We start from the raw sequence: 1,192 nt of genomic DNA, 5'->3' as shown, positions 1-1,192 counted from the left end.
GCACGGTGTTGATTCTACTCGTATTCAAGCGTTTGGCGACGATTTGGACACGAAAGAGGGGCAACACCGTGCGGCATCACAATAGCGTTTTTCATGATCTTTTGAAGCGCATTCCCTGGTCGATCTTCGAGCGGCTTGTGGATGAGCATGGGACCGATAAGCATATTCGGCGATTATCCACCAAGAGCCAGTTGATCGCCTTGCTCTATGGGCAACTGGCCGGCGCTGTCAGCTTGCGCGAGATCGAAGGCGGTCTGGAGAGCCATTCGACACGCCTTTATCATCTCGGCGCACGCCCAGCCTCGCGCTCGACACTGGCTGATGCCAATGCCAAACGCTCAAGTGCGGTCTTTACCGGTCTGTTTGCCGAGTTGGTCGCAGGAGCCGGGCGTGGGTTGCGACGGGCCGTCGGCGAAGCGACCTATCTGATCGATGCCACGAGCCTTCGCCTTTCCGGGAAAGGGTCGCAATGGGCGCGGTTTTCCCATCAGGCTTGCGGGGCCAAGGTCCACATCGTCTATGATGCGGGCGCAGAGCGACCGATCTATGCCGCCGTCACACCCGCCAATGTCAATGACATCACCGCCGCCAAGGCCATGCCGATCGAACAAGGCGCGACCTACGTCTTTGATCTGGGCTATTACGATTTCTCATGGTGGGCTAGGATGGATCAAGCCGGGTGCCGCATCGTCACCCGCTTCAAATCCCATACACCCCTGACTGTGTTGCATGAGCAGCCGCTGGAGGATGCGGTTGCAAACGGTGGTCGCATCCTGTCGGATCGCATCGGTCTCCTGCCTGCTCGTCAGGCCAGGAACCGCAAGAACCCGTTCAGCGATCCAGTTCGCGAGATCACGGTGCGAAGCGATACCGGCAAGGTGCTACGCATCCTGTCGAACGATCTTGATGCCAGCGCACATGAGATCGCCGATCTCTACAAGCGTCGCTGGGCCATCGAGCTGTTCTTCAAATGGATCAAGCAAACGTTGAAGATCAAGCACTTCCTGGGTGTCTCAGAAAACGCCGTGCGCATCCAGATCACTGTGGCCCTCATCGCGTTCCTGCTTCTGCGTATGGCGCAGGCAGACCAGAAGACCATCCAAAGCCCATGGGTCTTCGCCCGCCTCGTGCGCGCCAACCTCATGCATCGCAAACGAACAGACAGCCTTCTCAAACCACCACCCAGCACCAA

General features: G+C 58.1%; 1 protein-coding gene. It reads left to right on the top strand.

Annotated features, from left to right (window positions below; genetic code table 11):
- Nucleotides 1-68: 68 nt before the first annotated feature.
- Nucleotides 69-1,192 (top strand): IS4 family transposase (locus tag ABUK73_RS23325; RefSeq protein ID WP_353579312.1); only part of this gene is annotated, 1,124 nt, incomplete at its 3' end.

The sequence above is a fragment of the Agrobacterium vacciniicorymbosi genome (assembly GCF_040427045.1).
In the GTDB taxonomy this organism is placed as follows: Bacteria; Pseudomonadota; Alphaproteobacteria; order Rhizobiales; family Rhizobiaceae; genus Agrobacterium.
Note: the sequence above shows the minus strand (reverse complement) of the source record. Positions and strands in the feature narration are given on the sequence as shown.